Below are 21,166 nucleotides of genomic sequence, written 5' to 3'. Positions count from 1 at the left end.
AAATATTTTGAAAGCTGGCGATCGCTATAAAGTTAAGCAATGTGCAAACTGCTGTAGAGGCAAAAATAATGGGTAAAGAAAAACGAGGTAACATCAGCAACAAAACTTGGACAGAAGTAGTAAAAGACTACGCTGGCAAAGACTTAGACGAAAGAAAGAATTGGTATAGCTCAGTCGTTGATGCTTATAATCGTGTCAGACCCCGATATCCGCAAGCTGTGATTGAACGAGCAATACAGCTTGCTCAGTTGTCCCCAAAAGCCAAAATTTTAGAATTAGGTTGTGGTCCCGGGATCGCAACAGTGCCACTTGCTCAGCTTGGCTTTTCGCTATTGAGTCTGGAGCCAAATCGAGAAGCTTCAGACTTAGCTAAACTCAATTGTGCAGAATATCCTAATGTCGAAATTCAAAATCTTGCCTTTGAAGAATGGGAATTAAAACGCGATCGCTTTGATGCAGTTCTAGCCGCAACATCCTGGCATTGGATTGATCCTGCGATCGCCTATGTCAAATCGGCAGCAGCATTGAAAGCAAAAGGATCGCTCATTTTGTTATGGAATACTCCACCACAATTAGATCAAGAAACTTATCAATTGGTTGATGAGATTTATGAGGTCTTAGCACCTTCTATTCCCCTATATGCCAGACATGAGGGCAGAGCCAATCATCAAGCAGATTTTATGAAGTTCAGTGAGATGATCAGTGAGTCAGGATATTTTAAAAATGTCAACTATGAATCTGCGATTCATCAAGTCAACTATAGCCTTGATGACTATCTGCTACTTTTGAGTACACTTTCACCCTATATAGCCCTAGCTGCGGAGAATAGAAATAATCTATTTGCAAAATTGAGAGAAGTCCTCCATAAAAATCATGGCGATCGCCTGAACCTCTCTTTCATTTCGGCTTTTCATGTTGCCCATAAAATATAACCCATGCAGCAGCTTTCTAAATTACGCATAGCTTTACTAACTTACTCAACAAAACCTAGAGGGAGCGTGATCCATACCCTAGAACTTGCTGAAGCACTGCAAGCTTTAGGACATCAAGTATGTATCTATGCATTAGATAAAGATGGTTCGGGATTTGAGCGCCATTTATCCTGTAAGTTCCAGCCGATTCTCGCCCAATCTGCACCACAGGAAATCGATCAACTAATTCAGCAACGCATTCAGGAATTTGTGGATTATTTGCAGAACTCGTCACTAGATTATGGTATCTATCACGCTCAGGACTGCATCAGTGCCAATGCTTTAGCGATTTTGCGATCGCAAGGGCGCATTCCCCACTTTATCCGTACCATTCACCATATCGAAGATTACAATAGCCCTTATTTACAGGCTTGTCAAAATCGCTCAATTCGTGAGGCTGAGCTATGTCTATGCGTAAGTGCAGGCTGGCAAGCGCAAATTCATGAACATTATCAAATCCATGCGCCGAGAGTGATTAACGGTGTAAATCTGCAAAGATTTTCTGGCGATCGCAATGGGACAGAATCACAAACCAAACAAAAATTTGGTTTGACAGGTGAACCGATTTATCTGACTGTGGGCGGGATTGAACCACGCAAAAACTCAATTAAGCTGATTCAAGCTTTTGCTCAGGTTCTTGTGGACTTTCCCAAGGCTCAGTTAGTGATTGCAGGAGGGGCAACATTATTTGACTATCAAGCCTATCGCGATCAATTTCTAGTGATCGCACAGGAACTAGATATTGCTAAATCCCTAATCATTACAGGTGTTCTCACTGATGCTGAATTACCCGCACTTTATCGTTGTGCTGATGCTTTTGTCTTCCCATCCGCCAAAGAGGGTTGGGGTTTGGTAATCATGGAGGCGATCGCATCGGGGCTCCCCGTCATTACTTCTAACTGTCCACCCTTTACAGAATTTTTATCTAATCAGCAAGCTTTGTTGATTAATCCAGACGATGTGGACGCGATCGCTCAGGCAATGCGCTTAATTCGGCAATCTGATGTTAGTCAGGCTTTAGTGCAAGCTAGCCAGTCCATTTTGCCAAAATATACATGGGAAAATTCAGCTCAGATGCACACAGCACATTACAAAAAAATGCAAAAATTAGGTTAGGCGGCGCTTCGCGCCGCCTAACCTAATTCTAATGGAGCTTTTATGCCTGAAGTCCGTTTTCAAATCGTTTGGCCAGACGAATCTCAAGATTCTTGCTACTCGCCATCTTTGATCGTCAAAGAATATTTCGCAGCAGATACCGAGTATGACCTCGTGGATTTTGTTGAGCGATCGCGGACTGCTCTAAATATTGCTAGCGATCGTGTCAAAGCCAAATATGGATTTCCCTGTGGATTGGCTTTGGGACAGTTGCAAGAAATCGAGGCTAAGGCGGCGAAGTTCGCTCAGAGCAAGCAACCCAAAGTGAAATTCATTAAATTTAACAATTAGGTTGCATTATGCACGGTATCTGATAAGATATAATTCCTAATAAATTTGGAGAGATGGCTGAGTGGACGAAAGCGGCAGATTGCTAATCTGTTGTACGGCAGGTAACTCCGTACCGAGGGTTCAAATCCCTCTCTCTCCGTTCACAGGACTGTCACAGAGCGATATGGTTAACAACCCTTCAAAGGATGTAGTAGGCGAAGCTCCAGAAGTCGATCCTAGTAAATTTAGTGCGTCAGATGTTGCTGCGATCGCTGATCGTTTAGAACGTGATGACTATGCCAATGCTTTTGAGAGCTTAAGTGATTGGCATATTTTGCGAGCACTAGCTTTTAAAGGCTCAGAGCTAGCCGAGCCATACCGCCATTTATTAGATGTCGAATCATTTGATGAATGCTAAATCCATAAAAAAGCAAAATAAAAGGCGATGCTAAAGCATCGCCTTTTATTTTGCTTTTTTCACTCTCAGCCCAAAAAATAATGACGACGCGAAGCGTCGTCATTATTTTTTGGGTGTCTTCCAGTAACGCACCAGCAATGCTCATTATAAAAATCGGTTTCATAATGAGCATTGCTGGTAACGCACTGTCAAAGACAGAGAGTGCGTTACGCTATGGCTAACGAACCCTACAGATCTATTGAGAATAAAAAAGTGCGCCTAGCGCACTTTTTTTATGGTTGGGGACTAGGACTAGGCGAGGCTGGTAGCCCGTTAGTAAACTTTTCAGAAGCATTTTTACTTTCGTAAATACAATCAACAGTGGGAGCCTTGTCGAGATCACCAGTAAAGCCAAAGGTATTCATCCTGTCTTTACATTGCCGAATATCTGATTCTTTAATCACATTTTTTTGTAAAAGCACATTCCAGTTATTCGGCAAAACTACACAACCTGGAACGGGTTCGGCTTGACTGATGAACACGTTAAAAGGGTTGAGTGTGACATAGACACGGCTACTCATCACCATTGCCGATGCGCCATAGTTATTGCAAAAATCGCGACTAGGGGCAAGGTTGTCTAAACGAATCGCATCAACAGTACGCGGCGTAGGGTTGAGCGTAGACAGGGCAATACCAACACCAATACCGACCGCAAAAATTGCGCCTGCGATCGCCAGTTTGGTCGTTGTCCCGTTAGATCTTGGTTCAGTGGGAGGTGTATTCAGGGTTGAAGAATATCTACGTCTTGCCATAGATGTTAGGTAGGGTGATTCCTTAGATTAACCGAATGTGTTGAGATTTAGGAAGTTTTATGAAGTAAACCTCCCTAAGGTTAGATAATTGCCACGCCTGCAAGGTCTAGAATCTCTGGAATCAAGTGTTCAGCTTTGATTGCCATGATATGTACGCCTTGGCAGATTTGCCGCGCCGTTTGGATTTGTTCGGCAGCGATCGCCATACCTTCCTGTAAAGGTGATTTTGCCTTGGCTAGTCTCTCAATGATATGGTCAGGGATCTGCACCCCTGGTACAAACTTATTTAGAAATACAGCATTTTTAGCAGATTTAATTAAAAATATTCCCGCCAGAATTGGCTTATCGGATTGATTGGCAATTTGATCCATAAATTTATTGAGGCGCTCAAAATCGGTAATTAATTGGCTTTGAAAAAATTGCGCCCCCGCATTAACCTTGCGCTCAAACCTCTTTTGTAAACCCGACCAACTGGGAGACTGCGGATCGACGGCAGCTCCTGCTAAAAAGTCCGTACCTTGATTTGGCAATGCTTTGCCGTTCGCATCCAATCCTTGATTAAGCTTTTGAATTAACTGTAATAACCGCACCGATTCGTAATCAAACACCGATCGCGCATCGGGTGAATCTCCAGCTTTTACGGGATCGCCCGTGAGCGCAAGAATATTGGTAATTCCTAACGCCGCAGCCCCAAATAAATCCCCTTGCAATGCAATCCGATTGCGATCGCGACAGGCAAGTTGACAAACAGTTTCGAGCCCGATCTGCTGCTGGATCAAGACTGATGCAGCGACGGGACTCATGCTCATCACCGCTCGACTAGAATCAGTAATATTTACAGCATGAACTCGCCCTTTGAGCGATCGCGTTTGTGCGAGCATATGGGTGGGGTCGCTGCCCTTGGGTGGCGATACCTCAGCCGTAATTAGAAATTCCTTATTGGCGATCGCCTTACGAAACTTATGAAAGGGTCGTTCAACTATTGGCTGGGGCGAATCGATCATGCGAAACAAAACTATTAGAAAATTTTAAGAATGACTGCATTTTAAACTATTGCGATCACAAGCTAAGCCAAGAACTCAAGTTCTTGGCTAAAAGCTCAAGTCCACTGAAGTGGACTAAAGAATATGCTATGTAATTAGCAAGATGGGCATTGCCCACCTTGCTAATTTTATGCAACCCGTTTCAACGGGGTTGAGCTTTTAGACTGCACTTGAGTGCAAGGCTACTTTCATGCCAGTAATTGTTGAAATTCTGAAGTGTCTCGAATTTTGGCAAAACTTTCATCGGTTTTAGCTTGTTCCTTTAGTTCCAAGCTACTGTCGTAAAGAATCGCTGATTTGAGATTGGCGATCGCTAGATCTAACTGGTTGCGCTCGGCATGGCAGCAAGCTTTATTGTAAAAAGCTACTGAACGCTTAGGATCGATTCTGAGGATACGATCCAGAAAATCAATTGCTTCATCGAGTCGATTGAGTAAGCAAAGAATATAACTGTGGTAGTGAAGTGTATCTAATTCGCGCGGATCAATTTGTAGAGCGCGATCGCTACAGACAAGAGCATTCTCTAATCGATTTAATTTTATTAAAATCTTGGATTGAGATACCCAAGCAGAGATATTTCTTCTATCTATTTCTGTGACTTTTTGATAGGCATGTAAAGCGTCTTGCCAAGATTCTCTGCTTGTGAAGATCTCGGCTTTTACAGTCCAAAAATAGACCGCATCTGGCTTGATCTCGATACCGCGATCGCAAGCCTCCAATACTCTCTCGTCATCTTGCAAATTATGTAATATCCATACTTTCAGTTGCCAAATATAAGAATTATGAGGATTGTCAAATAAAAGGCGATCGCATAAATCTAAGGCTTCTTCATTTCGACCAAGCTTGCCCAAGACGCGGATAGAGTTTTGCTGCACATCCAAATCGTGAGGATGGGCAGAGAGGTAAGCTTCCCAAATACTCCCTGCTGCTACATAATCTTGGCGTTCATAAAGAATGTCGGCTTTTAACAGCAATGCTTTTGAGAAATCAGGCTGAATTGCGATCGCTTTTTCTACATCTTTCAAAGCTGCATCTAATTTTCTCGAACGTTGATGAGCTAAAGCGCTTTCATATAGCGCTTCATGTTTTTTAATCGTGAGCTTACGAATGACGATAAATATGACTAATATCGCTACAGCCATAGGCGTAGATGCTTGTTGGAATAATGTAAACCCTGTTCTGATATAGCTTGCATCAATGTCGAACCATCCCGTAAGCTGCATAATCGATCGAGAGAACTGCCTACTAAATGTGGGCAAAAACCAAAATAAAGCCAGAAAAATCGCAAATCCATATTTTTTTACAGGCTCTAGTTTTGCCCGCCAAGACAGCGGCAACCAAGGCTCGATCGCGCCATACCCATCTAGAGAAGGAATGGGTAGAAGATTAAGAATTACCGAAAATACTTCCAAATAAATAAGTATTGACAAGCCAAAGATGAACCAGTATTTTGAGATTTCTGGCATGGATAAATTGAAAAGCAAGTCAGTAGACAACTGAGATGTATATTTCAGTTCAGTAAGCTCTGCAAGGCTGTCTTGAGATAGTTGACTAATACTAAATTTATAGATGACAACTAGAATTAGCGCCGATACCAAGCTGGCAAATGGCCCCGCGATCGAAGTCAGGCTCAACCACATGCGGTTACGAATCTGACTAGAATTAATGTATACCGCCGCTCCTGGTAGTCCAATCCCTCCCATCAACAGAAAAATCATGGGCATAATCAATGTCACCACAGGATCGACATATTTGAGTGGATTGAGTGTCAAATATCCTTTTGCTTTTACCGAAGTATCTCCCCCATAATAGGCTGCGATCGCATGTCCAAACTCATGCAAACACAATGACAATATCCATCCCAGAAAAACAAACACAGCAATCTCAATCATGGAAATATTCTAATTTAAGGAGCAATTATTTGGGCAATGCGACGCAAAATTTGTAATACAGTGGGAAGATGATTGTCTGGGGGTGAAATCGAAAACAGAGAAGATGGGGAGTATTGTGGTGATTCTGTAGGTAAATTAGGATGATTTAGTTTCAAAAAGCGATATTCACCGCCATTAGTGATTAAACCAAAGGTGGTTTTGGTTGAGTTGGGGCTAGCCAGCATATAGGCAAGGGCTTGGGGTAATGCTTTGTGTAAGGAGAAGCTGCTACTTTTGGACTCAATGACTAGTACCCACAAACTTTGTTGAATTACGAGAATATCAATACGTCCTCGATAGATGGTTTCACCGTCATTGGTGGTTATTTCGATGGATTCTTCGTCAGCGATCGCAAATTGGGAGCTATAAAAGCCCGCGAGATCCAGCAATGGAGACAATATCGCCATTTTGATGATGTTTTCTGAAACCACCGACCGCCGACTAATGCGTTCATAAAGTTCTGTGATCCGTTGCAAGTTTTCGCGATCGCTTTCGGTCAGATTTGGTAGATCCTGTTGCCATTCTAAAAAGAAGTTGCGATCGTCGTTACGTTGTAAAAGAAAGTCTTGTTCTAGTTTTTCAAGGCTTGTTTCTTCAGAAATTCGGAGAAGTTGAACCATAACTTTAATGTCCTTGTCGATAGGTACTAACTTCTGCTTCGATATCTGCGTCTGTAATTGTGCTGATTTCGGGTAGGGCTTGAGTCTTTTTAAATAAGGCTTTGAGCTTTTGGCTAATTGCAACTCGCTCTGGATTTTCTATGGTGATGTAGGTCTTGTAGGTTTCCATTGGTTCTCACGGAGTTAAATGAATGGAGTTTACTGATCTTATTGTATCAAGTCTTGAAAGCGTGGATCGCGGTGAATGTTGTCAAAATCTTAGCTATCCTAATCCAATGGCAAATACAGCACTTTCGTATCCCACTCTGATTGTTCGGTAACTTCAATGATTAACAATAATTCATCAATTGCTTGTCTAATTGACATTCGATCGCTGACTACAAACATCCCAGCCATTTCTTGATTTTTGAAAAGTCTCTCATAGGCAAAGTCTGGCATTGTGGCGCGATCATGGGTTAGGAGAATCCTATTGTTATTTGCTGCCCATTCTAGGATTTCTGGGTCATCAACGTGCAGTAAATTGACATCTTGAACTCTTAGCAAGTCTAGGCTTGGTTGGCGCAAAAATAATCCACGCACAATATTTCCGTTAAAGTTTTCGTCACTTAATAACCGCATTACAATTAAGTCTCTTGGTTATTGCGTCTAGCTAATAGGCGCGATCGCATTAGGCTCATATCAGGTTGCAGTTCTTGGAAACGTTGCTGAACTTTTGCGGCTATTTGTTCTCTTTGCTGGAGATAGGTTTCTATATCTTGTTGATGGCGCAGGTAGTAGGCGATCGCGCTGTAAGTGTCGGATAAGGATAAGGTGGAGTATTGCTGCACGATGGTTTCGGGTGATGCTCCGTCTAGAAATGCTCTGATTACTAGTTCTAGAAGTACTCTAGTTTTGCCGATGCGGATTGCTCCTGTTGCATCTTCTTGAAAGGGTGGTGCTTCGCGTTCTAAAACTATGCTCATGGGTTTATCTCCTATGGGAAAATATCTAAAACAACAATTTAGTAAAAGTCTTTGCCATCAAGGACAGTTAGGGCTGTAAGCTCTGGATCGTTGGTGTAGTCGTCAACAGCAAGTAAGGCGGCGATTTTTAGCTGTTGGTTGATTTGGGTGCGGGTGGGTTTTGTTTGAGTTAGTAGTCTTTGTAAAAGTATTTCTGCTATTTGGAAGCAGTCTTCTTGAGAGAGTTTGGGAATGGTTTGGAGGATTTCTGTAGTTGTAATCATGGTGTTTTCTCCTATTGTATCAAGGCTTGAAAGCGTGGATCGTGGCGAATGTTGTCAAAATCTGAGTCGGTCTTTGACATTTCGCAACACTTTTCAGGATCGAGTTGAATTGCTTTTTGGAGATTCTCTAAGGCAAGTTCGATCTGGTCTTGAAGAGAATAAATACAGGCTTTGTTATACCAAGTTAGATGGTAGTTAGGAGCGATTTCTAATGCCTTATTATAAGATAAGATTGATTCTTCATATCTTCCTAAACTATGTAGTGAAAAGCCTCTATTGAACCAAATATCAGCATTGTTAGAATTGAGTTCCAATGCCCTATCAAAAGATAGAATTGACTCTTCATATCTTTCTAAGCTAATTAGCGTGTTTCCTTGATTGCAAAAGGCTTCGTGGTAGTCAGGATGAATTTGCAAAGCTCTATCGAAAGATATAAGCGCTTCTTCATATCGCTCTAAATCATCTAGAATCAAGCCTTGAGAAAACCAAACTTGATATAGTTCAGAATTATGCTTCACTGCTTGAGTGTAAGAATTAATCGCTTCTTCATACATCTCTAAATTTAATAAGGAATTACCTCTACTACGCCATGATTCTGAATCATTAGGTTCGATAGTTAGAGCTTTGTCATAACATAAAATAGCTTCTTCGTATTTCTCTAGGCTATCTAATATATTCCCTCGGCAATACCACACCTTATGGTAATTAGGATTAATCTGTAATGCCTTATCATAGGAAGACATTGCTTCTTCAACTTTGCTTGAATTATATAGTGCAATGCCTCGAAAGTACCATACTTGAGCATTTTCAGGCTCAACTTCCAATGCTGTATCGTAAGAACCTATAGCTTCGTCGTATCTACCTAAGTCATCTAGAACACTACCTCTCCAAAACAAGGCTGGCAATAGAGATGGATTAAGCTCAATAGCTTGATTATATAAGTTGATTGCTTTCTCTAAAGTGTCTACATTATCTGAATAATCATTTGCTTCATGCAACAGATTATTCGATTGTTCTATAGACTGATAGGTTAATAGTTCAAGTTGAACTAAGTTGGTAATAAGGTCTTTTAACCTCTTGTAAACTCTTTGTAAGAACAAGTCCCACTCTATAAGCAATTTATTTCTAGATTGATCATATTTTTTCAGAATATTTTGAATATCTTCTGACTCCATTTCTCCTCCAATCCATCCACCAATAGCAGCACCAATGAAAGTACCGACTACTGGTCCAAAGAAAGAACCTATGACCGCTCCAGTAGCGGCTCCTTGTGCCGATTTGTTCTTCGCTTCTGAATTAAGCACATCAGACACACCTCTGGAAAATTCTTTAAAGAAAGTGACTACTTGATCAATATCTTCAGGAAGATCATATGATAAAACCTGATTACTAACCCTATTAAGATCTCGAATTGCTAATCTTACAGCACTAAAATCAGATGTAACTAGATCAGATACAAATGTTTGGATTCTTTTTAAATCCATTTGAATATTAAATTTTATATTTAAGTCAGTTACTTCCCTGATAATTTGATTCAGATCTAGCTCTAGATCCGCTTCTAAATTATCTATATAAGACTTCACAATCTCGTGGATATTATTGTCATCTTCCGACTTAGCGCGATGATAAAGATGTTGATATCCAATCTCATTCAACACCTCATAAACGCGATTACACCATATAGCTCCCTCTAATTTTGAAGATTGTGGAATAAAAACAGGCTTCACTATACTTTCTATTACTGTACTTTTTAGCACCGTTATACTTGGTAAAACATCTATCTCTAAATGCCAATCAGGAAATTCTTGTCCAATTTGTTTACCATAAATTTTTAATTTTGTTACAGACTCAACCTGAAGGTTCTGTAATTCCGTTTGAATTTTTGTAGATATTTGCTGCTGATCTGGGACTTCTACCGATGCAAGCATAATCAGTAAACAATCATCTTTTTTACTCACCTTAACTGCAATATCACTATGTTGATCAAGCCATTGCTTGATCAACATAGTGATCGCTTTCACATCACCTTGTTTTGCCAAGATCTCAGGGCTTAAAGATACCTTTGGCACAATTGCGAGATCCTCATGCCAATCTGGGATCTCTTCATTTACGCATTTACCGTAAATTTTGACAGTCGTATAAGTATGTACCTCCAGCTTAGTAAAGGCTTGACGGACAAATTCAACCAGTTGTTTTTGCGGTGGAATCTTTGCTGCTTCTAACATAATCCAGAAACAGTTGTTCTTCACCGAAGCCTTTGCCGTAATGCCTTTGGGTTTAAGATTACGATTTAATAAAGCAGCGATTGCATCAGGTTGTCCATTTTTTGCATTTTCTAAGATATTTGTCTGTGAAGTAGTCATTGTAGATTCAGATTAAATTTGTATATACGGTACTTCGTGTTCTGGAGAAAGGTTAACTCTTTTTAGTGAATCTCTACCATCTCCCCAAACAATTACACCATCTGGGTCATCAGGAGAAAAATTAACTAATTTAGAGATAGTAAGTTGAGATATATCTGTAGCAAATCGTGAATAGAATCCTCGTTCTTCGGGTTTGGTAATCATTTCCCAAGGAAGCGTATGCTTATGTAGATGCAAAAGAAAGAGAATAGGAAACTCAGTTGCTAAATTTGGATATTCTTTAAGACTAACTTTGATTTCTCTCACAGCCTCAATAGCTTTGTTGTCTATAAAGGCTTGGGCAAGAATCACACCATCACCATTTTCTTGCACAATTAAATTTACCTTGCCAACAATCTTGGAGTTAGAATCTCTTCTATCGTTGATGTCTTTAAGGATACAACTTAACATTTCTGAAATTTGCACTTTTTTGTTTGACCTAGATTGACCAAATCCTTCAATAATATCTCTCAAATTTTTTTGCCATTCTGATGGCTCAAGATATCCCTCCTGATATACTGATTCGCAATTTTTAATTTGATTTCTAACTTCATCCATTTCCGCATCGTTATTCATGTCAGTTACTCTTGTTGACTTTGACCGAAAGTATCATGAATTATACTGCCAAATCCTGATGCATTGAGGTTAGACTGAGAGAGGTTTTGACAGCATTATAGATCACTAGATTAAGTACGGTGTAAGTTAGCGAAGAGATCGCCTTTCAGTCAGATCAAACTATGTCAAATGTGTCAAAGCTACTACTAAGCAAAAATCAGCGATCGCTCTGCTGCAATGACTTCACCGATGCGATTCGTTACAAAACCTTGAGATTGAAAATAGGCGATCGCATCATCTGCTTTAACAGGATCAACGACTACCGCCATGCCAATACCCATATTAAAAGTATTAAACATATCTAGTTCGGGAACTTCACCCTCAGACTGGAGCCACTGAAACAGAGCAGGAATTTGCCAACTATTGCGGACAATTTGTACTGCTTGACCTTCACCGAGACAACGCGGCAAGTTTTCGGGTAAACCGCCGCCTGTAATATGTGCAAGTCCGTGAATACCGAAATTGGCTTTGAGCGCCGCCAAAACTGGCTTCACATAAATCTGAGTAGGCGTGAGAAATATTTCAGCTAAAGTTAAATCCTGCGTATCAATTGAAATTTCTAACTTATCGCTCCAGCTATAGCCTTTGCTTTCGATAATCTTACGGACAAGACTGTAGCCATTGCTATGCACACCCGAACTTGCTAAACCAATTACCGCATCGCCAATATTTACCTGAGTGCCATTAAGCATTTCCGACTTTTCTGCGATCGCCACACAAAAGCCCGCCGCGTCATACTCGCCCACACCATAGAAACCTGGCATCTCCGCCGTTTCGCCACCGAGCAAAGCACAACCTGCCATCTGACAACCATCAGCAATGCCCTTAACCACTTCAGCGAGTTGATCGGGTTCGAGTTTGCCAGTGGCTAAATAATCTAAGAAAAATAAAGGCTCTGCGCCAGAGGTCAGCACATCATTCACGCACATCGCCACGAGATCGATGCCGATCGTGTCGTGTTTATTGGCTGCCTGAGCAATTTTTAGCTTTGTGCCAACACCGTCTGTACCTGAGACGAGAACGGGTTGCCGATAACCTGTGGGCAATTCAAAACAGCCCCCAAAACCACCAAGATCGCCTAGTACGCCTAGACGATGGGTTCTTGCCACAGAATCGCGAATTTTTTCAACGAAGGTACGACCTGCTTCGATGTCTACACCCGCTTGACGATAATCCAAAACCTCTAACTCCCAATCTGCTCAATTACAAGTTTAGCTTCGGGCAAAGCCCAAAGCTAAAAAAACTTATTGCTTGCCCAATTCCTCAGCGCGACGGGTTGCAGCAAGCACGGCTTCTATCATAGCGGAACGCAAGCCTGCTTTTTCTAACTGAGCGATCGCAGCAATGGTTGTACCTGCGGGACTAGTGACTTGATCCTTTAGCTGAGCAGGATGTAGCTTAGTTTCACTTAATAATTGTGCTGTCCCTAAAACTGTTTGGGTGGCAAGCTGCATCGCGATCGCCCTCGGCAATCCCGCCGCCACACCACCATCTGCCATTGATTCGATCATGAGCGCAACGTAAGCGGGACCAGAACCAGACAAACCTGTCACGGCATTCATTAGCGACTCGGCAACTTCAACAACCGTACCGACCGCTCCAAAAATTTTTCGCACAGCATCTAGCTGCGCTGTAGTTACTAATGCATTAGCTGAGATCGCGGTTACCCCCGCACCTACCTGCGCTGGTGTATTTGGCATGGCTCGGATAATTGACTTAGAAGGAAACATTCCCTCTAACTGAGCCAAAGTTACACCAGCTAAAATTGACACAATACAAGGTGCAGGAGCATTTGCGAGTCCTATTGCCGCCGCATTTAGCGATTGCGGCTTAACCGCTAGCAGCATAATCTCTGCATCGGCAGCCACTAAATTATTTGGCGTAACTTGCACGCCATACTTTTTTTCTAAGAGCGCACGACGCTCTGGCATCGGGTCACTGACGCAGACATCGGATGGCAGGTAAATATTACTAGCGACAAGGCGAGACAAAATTGCCTCACCCATTACACCGCCACCGATAATACTGAGTTGAGCTTTCAATGATTCACCAATAACCTAGATATTATTGAGCGAAACGGCTAACGGGAGCTTCAGATGCCCATGCTGGAGCAGGTGCTGCGGTAGGACGTACTACGCGAGGCTGAGTCATTGGCGCTTCGTTCAATACTGAAGATTGTGATGAAACTTGAACACAGGAAGGTGCAAACAGGAAGATGCTGTCGCCAATGCGTTCTTGATGACCATCAAGGGCGTAAGTACCACCAGCAACAAAGTCAACTGCACGTTGAGCTTGATCGGGGTCCATCATTGTCAAGTTCAGTACAACCGATTTGCGTTCGCGCAATGCTTGGATTGCTTGAGGCATTTCTTCAAAGCTACGAGGCTCCATCACCATTACTTGGGACAAGCCATTTGCAGCGCCAGGCATACCAATTACATTGCTCATGTTTTCAGAAGTTGCTCTTAAAGCGGTGGGACGTTCACGGGTGCGGCGAGCTTGAGGCTCTTCAGGTTCTGGTGCGATCGCGCCATTGTCTTCTTGATAAATGTCTTGGTATTCACGCCCAGAAGCTTCATCGTACTCATATTCGTACTCTTGAGCTTCAGACAGACCAACAAAATCCTTGAGCTTAGTAAAAATTCCCATCGTAATTAACTCCTAGTGTTTGCTCCTCAGTTTTGGCTTGGAAACCGAAACATGTATTTCTAGACAGGATGAGGTATGCAATCTCATCAAGAAAAAAATACTTTGTCTAGACTGATAGAATTATCACAACTGTCTAAAACAGTATTGACAATATGTTTATCCGCAGACTGTAACCGATAACAGGAAAAAAAGCTAGATATGCCTGTTAAGTTTTTTTAATATGACTAAATACGACTTTTAGTTTATAAAGTCCAGTAGCACTTAGGACTTAACCACTTAAGCAAACTAGTTATCTGTGAAGAAGTCTTTATTGATATTTAACATGTTCTTAATAATCAGATAAACTTGCATTCTAGTAAGGACTTAGCAAAATCAATTTGTTCTTGCTAAGAGCGTCTATGTGAGTCTAAATGATGATAATTGGACAATGTGATATCACTATAAAAACTTAGTTAGATATAGTCATTCCTAAAACTTTTTGTATTAGTCATCGCAAAAGATTAAGAGCCATAACATCAAAATGATTGGCAATCTCTTGGATGATTTCTGACTTTGGAATACCATTATTTTTACCTGCAATTAAAGTATTCTAGGATACAAAAACTGCGGCGATTTATTGTTCAGCCATCAGAAAACTCAAATGTTCATTGTCAGGATTGGTAAAACCCTCAACGTAAATGAGGAAAAACTGTTTGGCTTAGAACGCTAAACTTATAGCAGGTTTGTGCATATCTGGCAAGCAATAAAAAACAAATAATCGGTGAGACTGGCACAGCAAGTCTCACCGATTATTTGGTGCAAAAATCTGGCTGCCAACACGAATGATCGAAGCACCTGCTTTGACCGCGATCGCATAGTCCGCCGACATCCCCATTGATAGCTCCTGAATATTATTCCAACCGAGCGATCGCAGCTTCTCGGCTAAGTTTGCCGCTCGATGAAATACTTCATAGGCTTGAGACTCGTCTAAGCCAAGTGGCAAGATTGTCATTAGTCCCACGATATTGAGATTTTGTAATTTTTCTAGCCTTGGTAAATCAGCTAAGAGTTCTGATTCTGACCAACCCGATTTGTGAGGGTCTTCGGCAAGCTTAACCTGTAATAAAAGCTTAGGCGATTTACCAAGTTCGATGATTAGGCGATCGCATTGCTCCGCGAGACTAAAACGATCAATAGAATGTATCCAGTCAAATTGGGCGATCGCGGCTCTAGCCTTATTACTTTGCAAAGAACCAATCATGTGCCAAGTGATATCGGTTAAATCCGCTAATTCTTCTTGCTTAATTTTTGCATCCTGTACCCGCGATTCCGCAAAGTCGCGCACATCTGCGGCATAGGCAGCACGTATCGCCTCAGTAGTCGTATATTTGCTGACAGCAACGAGTTTTACCTGCGGCGGAATTTTGGCGCGAATTTGATTTAGGCGATCGGAGATTATTTGACTTAGCGAATCAGGATTGACTTCAGACATGAAATGCAGTTGTCAAGTTTGGAGTGCGGATTTTGCTAAACTACTATAGCCTGAATATTTCTTAATACTCTTTTCTCCAGAATTTCCCAATGCGTATCTCTCTGAATTGGCTCCGTGAACTTGTAGACTGCGATCTCTCGCCGCAAGAGCTAGATGAAAAACTGACTATGGCAGGCTTTGAAGTCGAGTCAATAGAGGATCGCAGGACATGGGCTGAGGGAGTTGTGGTTGGACATATCCTTACGGCTGAGCGTCACCCTAATGCCGATAAATTGCAGGTATGTAAAGTAGACATAGGTGCACCTGAGCCTTTACAAATCGTCTGTGGCGCGGCGAATGCTAGACAGGGTTTGTTTGTACCAGTAGCTACGATTGGCACTTATTTGCCAACAGTTGATCTGAAATTGCGCCCGACTAAGTTGCGTGGCGAGCGATCTGAGGGGATGATTTGTTCACTTGCAGAAATTGGGCTAGCTAAAGAATCAAGTGGCATCCATGAATTTCCTGAAGGCGTGACCGTTGGGTCAGATGTGCGTCCATTGCTCGGACTTGATGACGCGATCCTTGATGTGACTTCAACAGCTAACCGTGCCGATGCCCTGAGTATGGTGGGGATCGCCCGTGAAGTAGCAGCGCTACTTGGCAAAGAAGTGCGATTACCCATAGCAACTACAGATTTTCAGCCAAAAGCCGCAAATTGGGTAACGGTAGAAGATTCTAAATCTTGCCCTGCCTACATTGGGACATTGATTAAAGGCGTAAAAGTTGCACCTTCGCCCGAATGGTTAAAACGCCGCGTTGAAGCGGCGGGAATGCGCTCTATTAACAATATCGTCGATATTACCAACTACATTTTGCTGGAATGGGGACAGCCTCTCCATGCCTTTGATGCGGATACTTTGGCTGACGGTATCAAGATTGGTGTGCGCTTTGCAAAGTCTGGTGAAAAGATCAAAACTCTTGACTATGCCGATCGCAGTCTTACTAGTCAAAATTTGTTGATTACATCAGGTGACAAACTGATCGCGATCGCAGGCGTGATGGGTGGTGCAGAAACTGAAGTTTCTGAAAAAACTATAAATATTGTTTTAGAAGCAGCTCTATTCACGCAAGTCACCACAAGGCGATCGGCTCGCGCTCAAGGACTACGCACCGAGGCATCGGCTCGCTATGAACGAGGAGTTAATCAAGCTGCGATCGAATCTGCCTCGGCAAAAGCGGTGCAGATGATTATGGAGATGGCTGGGGGTGAAGTCGTTGAGCAGAGCATCGTCGATGCTCGTTCCAAGGAAGTTCGTGTGATTGATTTGCGCTTGACTAAGGTGTGGCAAGTCCTTGGAGAAGTCGATCGCGAAGATGATGACACATTAGCTTTACTCTCTGAAGCTGAAGTCGAACAAACTCTCAAAGTGCTGTCCTTTGAGCTAGTAAAGCAACCGATCGAAGAGGGTAGCTATGCCACATGGAAAGTGACCGTGCCTCCCTATCGTTATGCCGACATTGAGCGCGAAATCGACTTAGTGGAAGAAATTGCGCGGATCTATGGCTACGATAAATTTGTGGAAACATTACCTGCACGAACTGAGTTTGGTTTCCTTTCCGCCGATCAAGAAGGAGGGCGGATGATTCGGGCAGCATTCCGTGCTGTGGGCTTGAATGAAGTAATGCATATGTCCCTATGCAGCCCTGCTGAATCACATCAGGTGAAAATCAATAATCCTGTAGCGATCGAATATGGAGCTTTGCGTGGTGATTTACTCACTAATTTGATTGAGTCATGTGCTTTTAATATCAACCAAGGTAATGGAATCCTCAATGGATTTGAAATCGGTCGCGTGTTCTGGCTCGATGAAGCTGGCAGTGATGAAACCGATCGCATTGCAGGTGTTTTCGGTGGCGACCTGACCGTTGGCACTTGGCAACATGAGTCCAAGCCCATGAACTTCTATGAAGCCAAAGGCTTGCTAGATTCTGTCTTCCATAATCTTTGCGTCACGGTCGAGTATCAACCCGATCAAAAGGATACAAGATTGCACCCTGGGCGCACTGCATCGCTATGGATTTCAGGTGAACGCCTCGGCACATTCGGTCAGTTACATCCTCAGCTACGCGCTGAAAAAGAACTGCACGATGAAATTTATGCCTTCGAGCTAGATTTCTACACATTGCTTGATGCCATGATGCAAAAGTCAATTCCTACTTTCCATCCTTTCTCCACTTATCCCAGCAGCGATCGCGATATTGCCTTCTTTGCACCATTGAGGTTCACGGTTGCCGATATTCAGCGATCGATTACCCATGTGGGCGGCGAGTTGCTAGATTCTGTAACTCTCTTCGATCAATACATCGGTAAAGGCGTTCCTGAAGGTTTTCGCAGTCTAGCATTTAGACTAATTTATCGAGCTAGCGATCGCACCTTAACTGATGCTGAAATTAATCCCGTTCATCAGAAAGTCCGCGATTTACTCGAAGAGAAGTTTCAAGCAACATTGAGAAGTTAGTTTTTTGTTAAAACGATTGGCTTAAATTAAAGAGCAAGGGCAATTTATGAATTGCCCTTGCTCTTTGATTTTGTCTGTGGTCGATAAGACATAGTTTTAGGGATTCGCGAATAAACTTGTTGTCCTAACCATTGAGATACTAATTCTTTAAACTCAGGGTCATTCATGTAACGAGCAAAAAGATCTTCATTTAATTCCATACGCTCGATAAAGAGTGACTCTAGTACTTGGCTAAAAACAAGTTGAAATTTATCGATGGGATTAGCTTGGGCGGCTTGGGCGATCGCCTCGACTTGGGCGGCAACTTCAGTAATCTGGTCAAAAAATAACTGATCGGCTTCATTTAGATCTTCTCCAAATCTTTCATTAATTAGATCGATAAGACGGGAGAGAGGAACATCACTTTCTCTAACCTTGCCACTGCCAACTTCTTTTGGCCCATCAAGTTTTGATGCATAGCCTTCATGGAGGCTGATGGAGCCTTCGCTAATCTTTTGGAGGCGATAGTAGGCGAGTTGAACTTCATCGTCAAACTGATAGCCTGAACTTGATGTTCTTTTTGGTAGTTTTAGGGCTAAATGCTTGAGATAGGTGTATAGCTTTTCTAAGTCACTGTCTTGATAGGGAATTACTTGACTCAGGAATGCGTAAAGGTTGCAGAAAGCCTGTACTTTACCGCGCCACAATTCAGCTTCGTCCTCTTGATTTTTGAGCCAATCCTGAAACCGACTAACAGCTTTGTCGATCGAGGCATTCATGATTTTGTGATCGGCTTGGCTTTGACGTTGTTTGGGAGCAAAAAATATTTCACAAAACTGGTCAACCTCTGGGTCTAAATAAATTGCCGCCTCATTTAGCTCATTTTGAATTTGATATAAGCGATCGGGATCGACTTCTTCGCCCATAGTTGCCCCGTCAAAATAAACTTTGAAGGCTTTTTGAATTTCTTCAGGATCGTTGACAAAATCGAGAATAAAAGTTTCTTTTTTGAGAGGATGGGTACGATTGAGTCTAGATAGGGTTTGGACTGCCTGTATGCCTCCAAGTTTCTTATCCACATACATTGTGTGTAGCAAAGGTTGATCGAAGCCAGTTTGATATTTATCAGCAACCAGCAACACTTGATAGTCTCTAGTGGCAAATTCTTCGGGTAAATCTTTCTCTCGAATACCGCCATTCATTTCTGGCTCGGTATAGGTCTTTTCAGGGATTTTGTCATCAACTACGGTTCCAGAAAAGGCAACTAAGCTTTTGATGTTATAGCCTTTTTCTTTGATTAATTTATCGAAGGCTTGTTTATAGCGAACTGCTTCTAAACGTGAGCCTGTAACTACCATAGCTTTAGCCCGACCACCAATTTTATGGCGGCTGTAATTTTGAAAATGCTCCACCATAATTTCCGTTTTTTGAGAAATATTATGGGGATGAAGACGCATGTAACGACTTAGGGCTTTGGCGGCTTTTTTGCTCTCAACATTTGGGTCATCTTCACAGGCTTTTAGTAGTCGATAGTAGGTCTTGTAGGTGATGTAGTTCTGGAGGACATCAAGAATAAAGCCCTCTTCGATCGCCTGACGCATGGAGTATTTACTAAAGGGTTCGCCATCACGCCCAAAGATTTTCATGGTTTTATGTTTGGGAGTGGCGGTGAAGGCAAAAAAGCTAATATTGGGCTGATTGCCGCGCTTGACCATGCTGCGATACAAGGCTTCTAAGTTTGATTCTCCTTCTTCTGCGGCAAGTTCTTGGGCTTTCTGGTGCAGCTCTTCACCGCCGAGTACCTCTTTCAGTTTGGTCGCGGTTTCACCAGATTGGGAACTGTGCGCTTCATCAATAATGACGGCACATTTGCGCGTTGGTAATCGGCTTTTAGTTGATTCACCTCGCGCTTCAGATAGTTTGGCTAGTTGTTGTGCGACAAATGGGAATTTCTGAAGAGTGGTGATGATAATGGGAACGGCATTTTCTAGTGCCTCAGCTAGTTGGCGCGAATCTTCTTCGATTTTCTGGACTACACCTTGGCGGTGATCGAATTGATAGATTGTGTTTTGTAATTGTTGATCGAGAACTAATCTATCAGTGACGACAATGACGCTATCGAAGACGCGCTTATCGTGGGCATCATGGAGCGATGAGAGGCGATGGGCTAACCAACCAATGGTGTTACTTTTACCACTACCTGCGGAATGTTCGATGAGATAGTTGTGTCCTGTGCCTTCGGTAGCGGCGGCGTTAACGAGATCGCGCACGGCTTTTAGTTGATGATAGCGGGGAAAGATCATGGTTTCTTTTTTGACCTTTTTGCCTTCATCGGTGAGTTTTTCTTCTTCTTGGAGGTGGAGAAAACGGGAGAGCAGATCTAGCAAGCTATCGGGTTGGAGGACTTCTTCCCACAGGTAGGCGGTGCGGTAGTTGCGACCTTGTGGATCGGCTGGGTTGCCTGTGCCGCCGTCTCTGCCTTGGTTAAATGGCAAAAAATAGCTAGAAGTTCCTGCTAGTCGAGTAGTCATGTGGACTTCTTCGGTATCGACAGCAAAATGAACTAAGGTGCGCTTTTTGAAATCAAATATTTTTTCGCGTGGATCGCGATCGCTACGATATTGAGCGATCGCATCGGCTACGGTTTGATTACTGAGAGGATTTTTGAGTTCTACGGTGATTAATGGTACGCCGTTAATACTGAGAGTAACATCGAGAGATTGTTGATTTTTGGGACTGAAGTAAAGTTGTCGGGTGAATCCTAAAATGTTGGCGGCGTAACGGGCTTCTAGTTCTGGGTTGAGTCCGTGTGCTGGTTTGAAAAAGGCGATTCGGAGAGTTTTGCCATAACATTTGAAGCCATGTCTTAGGGTACTGAGTGAGCCGTTGGTATCCATCCATTTACAAAGGGCGGTGATAACGCGATCGCCTGTTTTGTCACCATGCAAGGCGGCTAATTTATCCCATTCTTTTGTTTGCGTTGTTTGGATAAATTTGAGCGCAACATCTCGAAAAATCGCATTTTCACGATCGAATTCTTTTGATTGATGACGCTGATATCCAGATGCTAATAAAACATCGGCGATCGCATTTTCAAAGTCTTGTTCAGATGTTCTATTCATGGC

At 42.5% G+C, this 21,166-nt stretch carries 20 protein-coding genes and 1 tRNA gene; 6 read left to right on the top strand and 15 right to left on the bottom strand.

Translation table 11 applies throughout. The features are described 5' to 3' along the window. Positions 1-68: 68 nt before the first annotated feature. From APA_RS15530 to APA_RS15510, 5 genes are all read left to right on the top strand, one after another. Complete coding sequence (locus tag APA_RS15530) at positions 69-932, top strand: bifunctional 2-polyprenyl-6-hydroxyphenol methylase/3-demethylubiquinol 3-O-methyltransferase UbiG (protein ID WP_201323175.1); 864 nt, start codon at positions 69-71, stop codon at positions 930-932. Positions 933-935: 3 nt separating this feature from the next. Next, positions 936-2,087 carry an MSMEG_0565 family glycosyltransferase gene (locus tag APA_RS15525; RefSeq protein ID WP_201323174.1) on the top strand — a complete coding sequence of 384 codons (1,152 nt, stop codon included), beginning with the start codon at positions 936-938 and terminating at the stop codon, positions 2,085-2,087. 42 nt (positions 2,088-2,129) lie between these two features. Then, positions 2,130-2,417 (top strand): MSMEG_0570 family nitrogen starvation response protein, encoded by a 288-nt coding sequence (locus tag APA_RS15520; RefSeq protein WP_201323173.1) that lies wholly within the window; start codon positions 2,130-2,132, stop codon positions 2,415-2,417. Positions 2,418-2,464: 47 nt separating this feature from the next. Beyond that, positions 2,465-2,556: transfer RNA gene (locus tag APA_RS15515), tRNA-Ser, on the top strand. A gap of 24 nt (positions 2,557-2,580) precedes the next feature. Next, complete coding sequence (locus APA_RS15510; RefSeq protein ID WP_103669498.1) at positions 2,581-2,814, top strand: DUF2555 domain-containing protein; 234 nt, start codon at positions 2,581-2,583, stop codon at positions 2,812-2,814. Between the two features lie 272 nt (positions 2,815-3,086). On the opposite strand, the gene APA_RS15505 is transcribed toward APA_RS15510, so the two are convergent. The 14 genes from APA_RS15505 to APA_RS15440 form a co-directional block, all read right to left on the bottom strand. After that, entirely contained in the window at positions 3,087-3,605 is a 519-nt protein-coding gene (locus APA_RS15505; RefSeq protein ID WP_201323172.1) for a DUF3172 domain-containing protein, read from the bottom strand. Positions 3,606-3,685: 80 nt separating this feature from the next. Then, complete coding sequence (locus APA_RS15500) at positions 3,686-4,609, bottom strand: methylenetetrahydrofolate reductase (protein ID WP_201323171.1); 924 nt, start codon at positions 4,607-4,609, stop codon at positions 3,686-3,688. A gap of 227 nt (positions 4,610-4,836) precedes the next feature. Beyond that, positions 4,837-6,540, bottom strand: a complete 1,704-nt coding sequence (locus APA_RS15495; protein ID WP_201323170.1) for a tetratricopeptide repeat protein — start codon at positions 6,538-6,540, stop codon at positions 4,837-4,839. A gap of 14 nt (positions 6,541-6,554) precedes the next feature. After that, positions 6,555-7,199, bottom strand: coding sequence for a type I restriction endonuclease (locus tag APA_RS15490; protein ID WP_201323169.1), 645 nt, complete (start codon positions 7,197-7,199; stop codon positions 6,555-6,557). Positions 7,200-7,203: 4 nt separating this feature from the next. After that, the gene (locus APA_RS15485) at positions 7,204-7,368 is read right to left on the bottom strand and encodes a hypothetical protein (RefSeq protein ID WP_201323168.1); all 165 of its coding nucleotides are present in this window, start codon (positions 7,366-7,368) and stop codon (positions 7,204-7,206) included. 98 nt (positions 7,369-7,466) lie between these two features. Further along, positions 7,467-7,817, bottom strand: a complete 351-nt coding sequence (locus tag APA_RS15480) for a DUF5615 family PIN-like protein (protein WP_201323167.1) — start codon at positions 7,815-7,817, stop codon at positions 7,467-7,469. A gap of 5 nt (positions 7,818-7,822) precedes the next feature. Next, positions 7,823-8,161: a DUF433 domain-containing protein gene (locus APA_RS15475; protein ID WP_201323166.1), complete on the bottom strand. Its 339-nt coding sequence runs from the start codon at positions 8,159-8,161 to the stop codon at positions 7,823-7,825. Positions 8,162-8,199: 38 nt separating this feature from the next. Next, complete coding sequence (locus tag APA_RS15470; RefSeq protein ID WP_201323165.1) at positions 8,200-8,424, bottom strand: hypothetical protein; 225 nt, start codon at positions 8,422-8,424, stop codon at positions 8,200-8,202. An 11-nt stretch (positions 8,425-8,435) separates the two neighbouring features. Further along, positions 8,436-10,787, bottom strand: a complete 2,352-nt coding sequence (locus APA_RS15465) for a tetratricopeptide repeat protein (RefSeq protein WP_201323164.1) — start codon at positions 10,785-10,787, stop codon at positions 8,436-8,438. Positions 10,788-10,799: 12 nt separating this feature from the next. Beyond that, positions 10,800-11,402, bottom strand: a complete 603-nt coding sequence (locus tag APA_RS15460; RefSeq protein WP_201323163.1) for a hypothetical protein — start codon at positions 11,400-11,402, stop codon at positions 10,800-10,802. A 185-nt stretch (positions 11,403-11,587) separates the two neighbouring features. Continuing rightward, the gene (gene purM, locus APA_RS15455; RefSeq protein WP_201323162.1) at positions 11,588-12,619 is read right to left on the bottom strand and encodes a phosphoribosylformylglycinamidine cyclo-ligase; all 1,032 of its coding nucleotides are present in this window, start codon (positions 12,617-12,619) and stop codon (positions 11,588-11,590) included. A gap of 66 nt (positions 12,620-12,685) precedes the next feature. Next, a complete protein-coding gene (gene proC, locus APA_RS15450) occupies positions 12,686-13,483 on the bottom strand; it encodes a pyrroline-5-carboxylate reductase (RefSeq protein ID WP_201323161.1) in 798 nt (265 codons plus the stop codon). Between the two features lie 22 nt (positions 13,484-13,505). Further along, complete coding sequence (locus APA_RS15445; RefSeq protein ID WP_201323160.1) at positions 13,506-14,090, bottom strand: cell division protein SepF; 585 nt, start codon at positions 14,088-14,090, stop codon at positions 13,506-13,508. Positions 14,091-14,871: 781 nt separating this feature from the next. Continuing rightward, a complete protein-coding gene (locus APA_RS15440; protein ID WP_201323159.1) occupies positions 14,872-15,561 on the bottom strand; it encodes a YggS family pyridoxal phosphate-dependent enzyme in 690 nt (229 codons plus the stop codon). A gap of 89 nt (positions 15,562-15,650) precedes the next feature. On the opposite strand from APA_RS15440, the gene pheT reads away from it, so the two are divergent. Next, complete coding sequence (gene pheT, locus APA_RS15435) at positions 15,651-18,062, top strand: phenylalanine--tRNA ligase subunit beta (RefSeq protein ID WP_201323158.1); 2,412 nt, start codon at positions 15,651-15,653, stop codon at positions 18,060-18,062. A gap of 44 nt (positions 18,063-18,106) precedes the next feature. Here pheT and APA_RS15430 read toward each other — a convergent pair whose 3' ends face one another. Next, positions 18,107-21,163 carry a type I restriction endonuclease subunit R gene (locus tag APA_RS15430; RefSeq protein WP_201323157.1) on the bottom strand — a complete coding sequence of 1,019 codons (3,057 nt, stop codon included), beginning with the start codon at positions 21,161-21,163 and terminating at the stop codon, positions 18,107-18,109. Positions 21,164-21,166: the final 3 nt, after the last annotated feature.

Source organism: Pseudanabaena sp. lw0831, from assembly GCF_016584665.1.
Classification (GTDB): domain Bacteria; phylum Cyanobacteriota; class Cyanobacteriia; order Pseudanabaenales; family Pseudanabaenaceae; genus Pseudanabaena.
Note: the sequence above shows the minus strand (reverse complement) of the source record. Positions and strands in the feature narration are given on the sequence as shown.

Coding starts and splice junctions, on each gene's coding strand:
- APA_RS15490 (WP_201323169.1), bottom strand. CDS start 7,199: ATGGTTCAACTTCTCCGAATTTCTGAAGAAACAAGCCTTGAAAAACTA.
- APA_RS15500 (WP_201323171.1), bottom strand. CDS start 4,609: ATGATCGATTCGCCCCAGCCAATAGTTGAACGACCCTTTCATAAGTTT.
- APA_RS15465 (WP_201323164.1), bottom strand. CDS start 10,787: ATGACTACTTCACAGACAAATATCTTAGAAAATGCAAAAAATGGACAA.
- APA_RS15430 (WP_201323157.1), bottom strand. CDS start 21,163: ATGAATAGAACATCTGAACAAGACTTTGAAAATGCGATCGCCGATGTT.
- APA_RS15460 (WP_201323163.1), bottom strand. CDS start 11,402: ATGAATAACGATGCGGAAATGGATGAAGTTAGAAATCAAATTAAAAAT.
- APA_RS15475 (WP_201323166.1), bottom strand. CDS start 8,161: ATGAGCATAGTTTTAGAACGCGAAGCACCACCCTTTCAAGAAGATGCA.
- APA_RS15440 (WP_201323159.1), bottom strand. CDS start 15,561: ATGTCTGAAGTCAATCCTGATTCGCTAAGTCAAATAATCTCCGATCGC.
- APA_RS15495 (WP_201323170.1), bottom strand. CDS start 6,540: ATGATTGAGATTGCTGTGTTTGTTTTTCTGGGATGGATATTGTCATTG.
- APA_RS15510 (WP_103669498.1), top strand. CDS start 2,581: ATGGTTAACAACCCTTCAAAGGATGTAGTAGGCGAAGCTCCAGAAGTC.
- pheT (WP_201323158.1), top strand. CDS start 15,651: ATGCGTATCTCTCTGAATTGGCTCCGTGAACTTGTAGACTGCGATCTC.
- APA_RS15525 (WP_201323174.1), top strand. CDS start 936: ATGCAGCAGCTTTCTAAATTACGCATAGCTTTACTAACTTACTCAACA.
- APA_RS15470 (WP_201323165.1), bottom strand. CDS start 8,424: ATGATTACAACTACAGAAATCCTCCAAACCATTCCCAAACTCTCTCAA.
- APA_RS15520 (WP_201323173.1), top strand. CDS start 2,130: ATGCCTGAAGTCCGTTTTCAAATCGTTTGGCCAGACGAATCTCAAGAT.
- APA_RS15505 (WP_201323172.1), bottom strand. CDS start 3,605: ATGGCAAGACGTAGATATTCTTCAACCCTGAATACACCTCCCACTGAA.
- APA_RS15445 (WP_201323160.1), bottom strand. CDS start 14,090: ATGGGAATTTTTACTAAGCTCAAGGATTTTGTTGGTCTGTCTGAAGCT.
- APA_RS15480 (WP_201323167.1), bottom strand. CDS start 7,817: ATGCGGTTATTAAGTGACGAAAACTTTAACGGAAATATTGTGCGTGGA.
- APA_RS15530 (WP_201323175.1), top strand. CDS start 69: ATGGGTAAAGAAAAACGAGGTAACATCAGCAACAAAACTTGGACAGAA.
- APA_RS15485 (WP_201323168.1), bottom strand. CDS start 7,368: ATGGAAACCTACAAGACCTACATCACCATAGAAAATCCAGAGCGAGTT.